The following is an 8478-nucleotide window of genomic DNA, read 5'->3' as shown; positions in this document are numbered from 1 at the left end:
AGCCTTTCCCTGACGTCTTTATTTGGAATCAGGCTATGATAAAGCGGGTCCTCCCTAAAACACTGCGTAAGCAAATTCTCCAGTTTCGGCAGGTCCTCTTTCTGCACCTGATATAGTCTTTCACTTTCCATAATAATTAATTTTTCTCCTGTATATTTTTCAGCCGTTCATTGGCTGCCTGAAGCAATAGCAACATTTTCTCTGTGGACTGCAGCATGTATTCGATATCATCTCTAAGGAAGGCTTTCTGCCGTTTTGCAACCTTTTCAAGCTCTGCAATTTCATTTGCAAAATCTGTCGCTCCCTGATGATATTTATCCATTAATTGTGCCACCAAATCATAGAGATTCTCATGATGTACAATGCGTCCCCGTCCCCACTGAAGACGGTCTGAATTCTGGTCAAGAACATAATCTGTAAACCGCTCATAGACCTGTTTTGAAAACTGGAAAGCATAGGCATTATTATCAATCTCATATAAAGCTTCAAAAGCTGCCTCGGCATCCGGTGTCTTACGCTTCAAAGCGCGAATGGCTTTTTTCAGATACCGCAGATTATTCTGAGCCGCCTCCTGCGGAAACACAACCGCATCTTCCCATGTGAGACGAACATATTTGTCCTGAGCCATCTTGAATATTTTCAGCAGAATATTCTCAGCCTCGCGGCATTGTTCAGAATCCACTCCAGCCTCATTGATATCATAAATACGGTCATAAACTTCTTCTGCCACCTCTTCTGTCTGACCCAGAAGATTCAAAAGTGCAGTAACCCTGCTGCCGGATTTCTGACACATCAGCACATCCAGGCTGGCAGATGCCTGCTCAAAAACTTCCGCAAAATTCAGCGGTGCCACAGACTGTCTGTCCAAATGTATCAAAAGCAGACCGTAAAGTTCATGATGGAATCGATAAGCCGCTTCATTATAATATGCATCACTGTCATACTGCGAGTGATAGTGTGTAGTCATAAATGAACCTGCACTGAATTCATTGACCATGGACGGAATGCCGCTGATAGCCACGGAAAAATCATCCGACCAGGTTTCAATCGGTGCCGATACAAGAACACCTTCCGGATAGGCCGGTGAAAGTGCCGGCAGTGTCTTTAATGTATCTTCAAAAAAGTCTTTGTATTCATATGTACAGCGAATACCATCCAGATTGCCGTTGGAAAGTGCCGGCAATTCAAAATTGAAATCACCGATCACTTTGCCCGCCCATTCCGGATGGACATTAAACACCTCCGCATAAGCGCCGGTTGACCAGTCGTACTTGGAATCGGCAATGCCCCATTCTTCCGCAGCCATGGCGCAGAATACCCATGTATTCTCCGGCTGATAGCCCATTTTAATGAAAGCCCGGGCTATGCCAAGCATCATAGCCACCGCCGTGTTGTCATCCTGAAAACCGCTGAAATAGGAATCGTAATGAGCCGACAGAAGAATCATTCGATCCGATCGTCTGCCCGGAATCTCCCCGAGAATATTATAAGTAGAAACATCCCGCATGACCCGGCTGCTGGCATCCAGAGTGACGGTAATCTCACCTTTTTCATCCAGGCATGTCTTCAATTTCTCAGAATCTTCAAAGGACATAGAAAAAGCTGCTGCCTCCGGAGGTCCCGCTATATCTTGGGCATTCAAAGCCTTCTCGTCTACCTGTCCATATCCGCCGATCTGAACAGCGATCAGCGCTTTTGCCCCTTTCTCATGGGCCTGATACACCGGAAAATTAATCCACCATTCATCTCTCTGGTTGATCTCCGCCAGCACAATCTTTCCTGTCACATCCTTATCGGCATAATCTTTCTCGCCGCCTTTACCCACGTAAACAACCTGAAATGTTTCTGCGCCTTTTGTCACAAAATCCGTCTGATAAGCACCCAGTTGAACTTCCTGTCTCTCGCCTGCTGCATCTGCATAGGCTAAAACCGCCTTCTCAAACTCCCAACCGTCCACTTTAATCTCATCCTTGCGGACATTGGATAGTCCCAAATCTTCCATATAAGACTTCAGCATCTCCCCGGTCTCAAACTCTGCCTTTGAGCCCGCCGGTCGGTAGCCGAGAACAGGATTCGTGCGGTAGGCCTCCATCTGCTTGGCCAGATTGTAGGATGCTTCTATATCTAATGATGCGATGTACTGCTGCTCTGTTGCCATTTTATGCCTTCTTTCCGCTCGTCAATCAATAAATTAATATTCTTGTTAATTATAATATCATAGGTAATATGCCAGTAGCAACCATAGTATACATAAACTCTTTTTAGTATTCATCATCTTCGTCATCATCTACTTCCACTTTAATTTTATTCCATACATAATCATGTAATAAGCCATCCGGATACCAATCTGCTGCCAACTCCTTCAGAAATGCTGCATCTCTCCTTACCAAGGCATTGTATATTTTTCTTTTCAGAATCATAAGAAAAAAGCAATACTATGAACGAATTCATAAATAAATCGTTCATAGTGTTGCTTTTCTAGTACTAAATAGGCTTCGCAGCCCGTTTTTTATTATTGCTCTTTAAAGCGAACCGCCATATAAGCCTTGATCGCCTCTACACATCCCTCAAACCCCAGCTTGCTGCTGTCCAGACAGAGATCATAGTTACGTGCATCGGACCAGTGTTGGCCTGTGTGATACATGTAGTAATCACCCTTCTGTTTGTCTGTCTTCTGGATGTATTTCTCCATCTGCGCCCTTGTCATACTCTGTTTCTCAAGACCGCGGTCTACGCAGTAATCAAATGGTGCATGGATGAATACGCTGACAACATTCGGATTGTCTCTCAGAATGAAATCCGCACATCGCCCGATGACAACATAAGATTCCTGTTCTGCAAGTTCTTTCAGAATCTTTGCCTGATAGTTGAAAAGATTGTCAGATGATGCAAAATCATCACTATCCGGCGGAATCACTTCACCTTTGTAGACTTTCTTGATGGCCCGGGTCAGAAATGTGTTTCTGCGGCGTTCATCCGGATTGCCGAACATCTGCAGATTCAGACCACTGTCATCAGAAGCCATACGCAAAATCTCACGGTCGTAACAGTCGATGCCCAGATCTTTGGCCAGCATCTGACCAACGGTCTTACCGCCGCTGCCGTACTGTCTTGCAATTGTAATGATTCTGTTGCTGCCCATAAAACCCCTCCTTCAGAGATGCCTCTATTCGCCTAAATAAGCTTTCTTGACTCTCTCATCATTCATCAATACCTTTGCATCGCCTTCAAGGATAATATTGCCTGTCTCAAGGACGTAAGCTCTGTCAGCAATGGACAGTGCCTTCTTGGCATTCTGTTCTACCAAAAGAACGGTTGTACCGCTGGCACTGACAGCCTTGATGATATCGAAAATCTCATTAACGAAAATCGGAGAAAGACCCATGGAAGGCTCATCCATCAGGATGATCTTCGGCTTGGACATCAGCGCTCGGCCCATAGCCAGCATCTGCTGCTCACCGCCGCTCAATGTACCGGCCATCTGTTTCTTACGTTCCTCAAGACGTGGGAAACGCTTGTAAACCATTGCCAGTGTCTCTGCGATTTCTTTCTTATCTTTGCGTGTATAGGCTCCCATCATTAGATTATCATAAACAGAGAGTTCTGCAAAGACCCTTCTGCCTTCCGGCACATGAGCCATGCCCTCTGCTACAATCTTATAGGCCGGTGTATGGGAAATATCCTTGCCTTCAAATTCTATCTTGCCGGCTTTCTGATTGATCAGGCCGGTAACGGTATGCAGGATGGTTGTCTTGCCGGCGCCATTGGCACCGATCAACGCGATAACTTCTCCTTCATTAACTTCAAAGGAGATGCCTTTCAACGCCTGGATCACACCGTAATATACCTGTAAATCTGTGACTTTTAACATTGACATGATACTACTCTCCTTATTCTCCCAGATAGGCCTTGATAACCTTCGGGTCATTTAAAACATCACTTGTCTTGCCCTGAGCCAGTACCTGACCGAAGTTCAATACCGTCAGCTTCTGGCATATACCGGATACAAGTTTCATATCATGTTCAATCAGAAGAACCGTCATATCAAAGTTCTTGCATACGAACTGGATGGTATCCATCAGTTCTCCTGTTTCATTCGGGTTCATGCCGGCTGCCGGTTCATCCAGAAGCAGAAGCTTCGGTTCCGTTGCAAGGGCACGGGCAATCTCCAGCTTACGCTGTTTACCATATGGAAGATTGGATGCTTTGTAATCCCATTCATCCTGAAGATTAAACACCTTCAGAAGCTCCATGGCTTTCGCATCCATTTCCTTCTCTGCCTTACGGTAAGCAGGCAGTCTTAAGATACCTGCGATTGTAGAATATTTGTAATGATTGTGCAGGCCGACTTTGACATTGTCCAGAACAGATAATTCCGAGAAAAGACGTATATTCTGGAATGTACGGGCGATACCTGCCTTATTGATCTCAATGGTACTCTTGCCTGTGATGTCTTCACCATCCAGCTTGATCACGCCGTCTGTCGGTTTGTAGACACCTGTCAGCATATTGAAAGCGGTGGTCTTGCCGGCGCCATTTGGGCCGATCAGTCCGTACAGCTCACCTTTTTCGATCGTCATATCCAGACCATCTACCGCACGCAGACCGCCAAAGGATATTCCTAAGTTCTTCACTTCAAGCATTGCCATTATTTCGTCTCCTCCTTTACCGGCTGTGCCTGCTTCTTCGGCAGGAAACGACGGATTGTATTCATGATCTTCTCATTGTTCGTAATAATCATTGTCGCAATCAGTACAATAGCATAAATCAGCATACGGAAGTCGTTCAGACCTCGTAAAAATTCAGGCAGCATTGTCAGCAGAACTGCAGCGATAATGGAACCACGGATATTGCCGATACCACCGAGAACAACAAATACAAGAATCATGATAGACATGTTGTAGCCAAAGTTCTTCGGCAGAGCTGTCAGCGTGGACAGATTGTGGGCATAAAGCACACCTGCCACGCCTGCCAGTGCAGCTGAGATGGAAAATGCCATCAACTTATACTTTGTGATATTAATACCAACAGATTCTGCTGCAATACGGTTATCACGAATCGCCATAATCGCACGTCCGGATCTGGAATGAACCAGATTCAAAACAATGAATAATGTCACAAGAATCAGGACAATACCGATGGTAAATGTGGAATCCGTCGGTGTACCCGTGATACCCTGAGGGCCTTTGATGATCATCTCACCGTCCGCATCCATTCCAAGGGAGGCAGCATCTTTGATAGAAAAGTGAATACCATGACTGTCACGGCCAAGATAAATAACATTGACAATGTTCTTAATGATCTCACCAAAAGCCAGTGTAACGATGGCCAGGTAATCGCCTTTCAACCTCAGAACAGGAATACCGATCAAAAGACCAAAGATACCTGCAAATACCGCACCCACAAGAATTGCCAGGAAAAATCTGAACCCTGCAGGCTGGATCACACCATTGGTAAGCTTTGAGAATGTCGCACTTGTAAAAGCACCTATACACATGAAACCTGCATGACCAAGGCTCAGCTCACCGAGAATACCGACTGTTAAGTTCAGTGAAACAGCCAGAATGGAATAAACACATAATGGCACAAGCAGACCTTTCATCAGACTGGAAACGGCTCCGCCTGAAACAAGCAGCTGTACAATAATATAGACAATGACCACCATTGCATATGTAATCAGATTGCTCTTTGTTGTTTTGTTCAATTTCTTCTTCATCACTGTCACCTACACCTTCTCCTGTATTACCTTACCAAGGATACCTGTCGGCTTCACAACCAGAACAACGATCAGGACACCGAATACAATGGCATCTGACAGCTGCGAAGAAATATAGGCTTTGGAAAGGATCTCGATCACACCAAGAAGGATACCGCCGATCAGCGCACCCGGAATAGAGCCGATACCGCCGAATACAGCGGCAACGAAGGCTTTGATACCCGGCATGGCACCTGTATAAGGTGTCAAGGACGGATATGCGGAACAAAGGAGCACACCGGCAACGGCAGCCAGTGCTGAACCAATAGCAAATGTCAGGGAAATTGTCGCATTGACATTGATTCCCATAAGCTGTGCCGCATCCTGATCCTCAGATACCGCCTGCATGGCATGTCCGGCCTTTGTCTTATTGATAAATAAAGTCAGACAGATCATGATAATCACACAGGCTAAAATGGTAACAATTGTCTCAGCTGTGATTGTCAGAGATCCCAGTTTCAGAGAAACCGCCGGTACAACGGATGTAAATGACTTCGTATTGGCACCAAATATCAGCAGTGCTACGTTCTGAAGAAAATAGCTGACACCGATGGCAGTAATCAATACGGCTAATTTGGATGCATGTCGCAGAGGCTTGTAGGCCACCTTCTCAATAACAACACCCAGAACAAGGCAGGCAATGGCTGATATAACCACCGAAAGAATCGGATTCAGTCCAAGAGAGCTGACAGCAATGTAAACCACATAGCTGCCGACCATGATGATATCACCGTGGGCAAAATTCAGCATCTTAGCAATGCCGTATACCATTGTATACCCCAGGGCAATAATCGCATAAACACTTCCCAGACTGATGCCATTAATCAAATAAGAAATAAATTGCATAATAACACCTCTCTGTTGTATTTTTTTAGATACTTATCAAAAAGTATAGCACATAAAAAATCTGAATTCACCCTTTTGACTTCCGCCTCATAAATGCAGGTTATAACTATTGCTGATATCAGCTCTAATCAGAAGTTATAGCCATGCTATGATGTCTTGCCAACGCAGTTCTGTATCCAGTCCGACCGTCCGGCCTGTCCGGTGATTCTCCATGTACCTGATAAAAAAGAGGACAGATCTTCCTTCAGGAATCCACTTCAATTCCCGCTCAGGAAAATCCTGTCCCCTTTATCTTTTAGTAAAATCTAAATCGATTGTACAATCGCGTCAGACACACCGATTATTCCATGGCTGTGTAAGCACCGTTTTCAATCTTAACAGCCTTAGGTTCCTTATCAGGTTCACCGGATGCTGTCCATGTGATTGTACCTGTCAGACCTTCAAGAGAGATCTCTGTCATGCCCTTCTTCATAGCTTCGCAGATATCAGAAACACTCATATCAGGTGTCACATTCTCTTTCTCAGCTGCAAGCTTGATTGCATAGATAGCATCATATGCATCTGCTGCGAACTGGATAGGTGTTTCGCCGTATTGTTCCTTGTATGCAGAAACAAATTTCTGTGTCAGATCATCCTGAGCATCTGCTGCGAATGGTGTCAGAAGCATAACGCCTTCTGCCAGAGACTGGTCGAAGTTTTCAACACCGATCAGACCGTCAAGACCGTCACAACCAAAGAACTGTGGTGCATAGCCCATTTTGTTAGCCTGTGTAATGATCAGAGAAGCTTCTGTATAGTAGATTGGCAGGAAAACAAGTTCTGCACCAGCTGCCTGTGCCTGCTGAAGAGGAACAGAGAAGTCTGTCTTGTTATCAGCATTGAATGCACCTTCTGCTACAACTTTGATACCCTGATTAGCTGCTTCGCTCTTAAAAGATTCATAGATACCTGTTGAATAAGTATCAGAGCTATCATAGATAACTGCTACCTTTGTAGCCAGTTTGTGTTCGCCGATGTACTGTGCGGATTTCTTACCCTGGTCTGGGTCAGAGAAACATACACGGAATGCGTTGTCGTTCTGTACACATTCTACGGATGAACCGGATGGTGTTAACTGGAACATATTGTCTTCTGCTGTCTTAGCAGCTACAGAAACACATGGTGTACTTGTAACTGTACCCATCAGCATCTGCATACCCCAGTCTTTCAGGGAGTTGTAAGCGTTAACTGACTTCTCAGCATCTGCTTCATCATCCTGGAAATTGAACTCAATCTGAGTACCATTGATACCGCCTGCTGCGTTGACCTCGTCAACAGCAATCTGAGCACCACGCTGTACTGCCAGACCGTACAGAGCAGCACCGCCTGTCACAGGGCCGATACCACCAATCTTAAATGTTGTGCCTGCAGCGGCACTTGATTCGCCAGCTGCCTCAGTTGACTTTGCATTATCTGAACTGCCGCAGCCTGTTAATGTTGCCACTACCATAGCAGCAACTAACATGAAACTAACTAACTTTTTCATTTTAAATCCTCCTTCTCTCATGCTTTACGTTCAATTTTATTATTATGACTTTCATTTGTCAACAGTTTCCTGTCATATCTCTTCACTTTGTCATTGTGTTAAAGACAAATAAACATTTGTCTTTATAAGCCGGACACTTGTTTGAATCCCTCGCCCAAAACTTCACTTGTTTCACTGACAATCACAAAAGCATTCGGGTCTTTTTCGTAAATGATCGCCCGGACTCTGGCAAACTGCTGCTTGCGTACTGCACACATCAGCACATCCCTGGCCGTACCGGTATAGGCTCCCTGGCCTTTCAGCAAGGTAACGCCGCGTTCCAGTTCATCCATGATCTGTGCTGCGATTTCAT

Annotated in this window: 9 protein-coding genes; all 9 read right to left on the bottom strand. The window is 45.1% G+C overall.

Annotated features, from left to right (window positions below):
- Window positions 1–136: 136 nt before the first annotated feature.
- Window positions 137–2158: a M28 family peptidase gene (locus WMO25_RS11015; protein WP_349085361.1), complete on the bottom strand. Its 2022-nt coding sequence runs from the start codon at window positions 2156–2158 to the stop codon at window positions 137–139.
- 103 nt (window positions 2159–2261) lie between these two features.
- On the bottom strand, window positions 2262–2390 hold the full coding sequence (locus WMO25_RS11010) for a hypothetical protein (protein WP_349085360.1): 129 nt from the start codon (window positions 2388–2390) through the stop codon (window positions 2262–2264).
- 122 nt (window positions 2391–2512) lie between these two features.
- Window positions 2513–3142: a cytidylate kinase-like family protein gene (locus WMO25_RS11005; protein ID WP_117528228.1), complete on the bottom strand. Its 630-nt coding sequence runs from the start codon at window positions 3140–3142 to the stop codon at window positions 2513–2515.
- A 24-nt stretch (window positions 3143–3166) separates the two neighbouring features.
- Window positions 3167–3877, bottom strand: coding sequence for an ATP-binding cassette domain-containing protein (locus WMO25_RS11000; RefSeq protein ID WP_253058174.1), 711 nt, complete (start codon window positions 3875–3877; stop codon window positions 3167–3169).
- Between the two features lie 13 nt (window positions 3878–3890).
- On the bottom strand, window positions 3891–4649 hold the full coding sequence (locus WMO25_RS10995) for an ABC transporter ATP-binding protein (RefSeq protein ID WP_117541146.1): 759 nt from the start codon (window positions 4647–4649) through the stop codon (window positions 3891–3893).
- The gene (locus WMO25_RS10990; protein WP_349085363.1) at window positions 4649–5716 is read right to left on the bottom strand and encodes a branched-chain amino acid ABC transporter permease; all 1068 of its coding nucleotides are present in this window, start codon (window positions 5714–5716) and stop codon (window positions 4649–4651) included. Before WMO25_RS10990 ends, WMO25_RS10995 begins: the two co-directional genes overlap by 1 nt.
- Window positions 5717–5725: 9 nt before the next feature.
- Window positions 5726–6601 (bottom strand): branched-chain amino acid ABC transporter permease, encoded by an 876-nt coding sequence (locus tag WMO25_RS10985; RefSeq protein WP_117541144.1) that lies wholly within the window; start codon window positions 6599–6601, stop codon window positions 5726–5728.
- Between the two features lie 340 nt (window positions 6602–6941).
- The gene (locus tag WMO25_RS10980; RefSeq protein ID WP_349085359.1) at window positions 6942–8126 is read right to left on the bottom strand and encodes an ABC transporter substrate-binding protein; all 1185 of its coding nucleotides are present in this window, start codon (window positions 8124–8126) and stop codon (window positions 6942–6944) included.
- Between the two features lie 122 nt (window positions 8127–8248).
- Window positions 8249–8478, bottom strand: a 230-nt coding sequence (locus tag WMO25_RS10975; RefSeq protein ID WP_349085358.1) for a YitT family protein, incomplete at its 5' end; no start/stop codon positions are given.

Source organism: Coprococcus intestinihominis, assembly GCF_040096555.1.
GTDB lineage: Bacteria > Bacillota > Clostridia > Lachnospirales > Lachnospiraceae > Coprococcus_A > Coprococcus_A intestinihominis.
The sequence above is the reverse complement of the archived record's forward strand: the minus strand, read 5'-3'. Positions and strand labels throughout refer to the sequence as shown.

Coding starts and splice junctions, on each gene's coding strand:
- WMO25_RS11015 (WP_349085361.1), bottom strand. CDS start 2,158: ATGGCAACAGAGCAGCAGTACATCGCATCATTAGATATAGAAGCATCC.
- WMO25_RS11005 (WP_117528228.1), bottom strand. CDS start 3,142: ATGGGCAGCAACAGAATCATTACAATTGCAAGACAGTACGGCAGCGGC.
- WMO25_RS11000 (WP_253058174.1), bottom strand. CDS start 3,877: ATGTCAATGTTAAAAGTCACAGATTTACAGGTATATTACGGTGTGATC.
- WMO25_RS10995 (WP_117541146.1), bottom strand. CDS start 4,649: ATGGCAATGCTTGAAGTGAAGAACTTAGGAATATCCTTTGGCGGTCTG.
- WMO25_RS10990 (WP_349085363.1), bottom strand. CDS start 5,716: ATGAAGAAGAAATTGAACAAAACAACAAAGAGCAATCTGATTACATAT.
- WMO25_RS10985 (WP_117541144.1), bottom strand. CDS start 6,601: ATGCAATTTATTTCTTATTTGATTAATGGCATCAGTCTGGGAAGTGTT.
- WMO25_RS10980 (WP_349085359.1), bottom strand. CDS start 8,126: ATGAAAAAGTTAGTTAGTTTCATGTTAGTTGCTGCTATGGTAGTGGCA.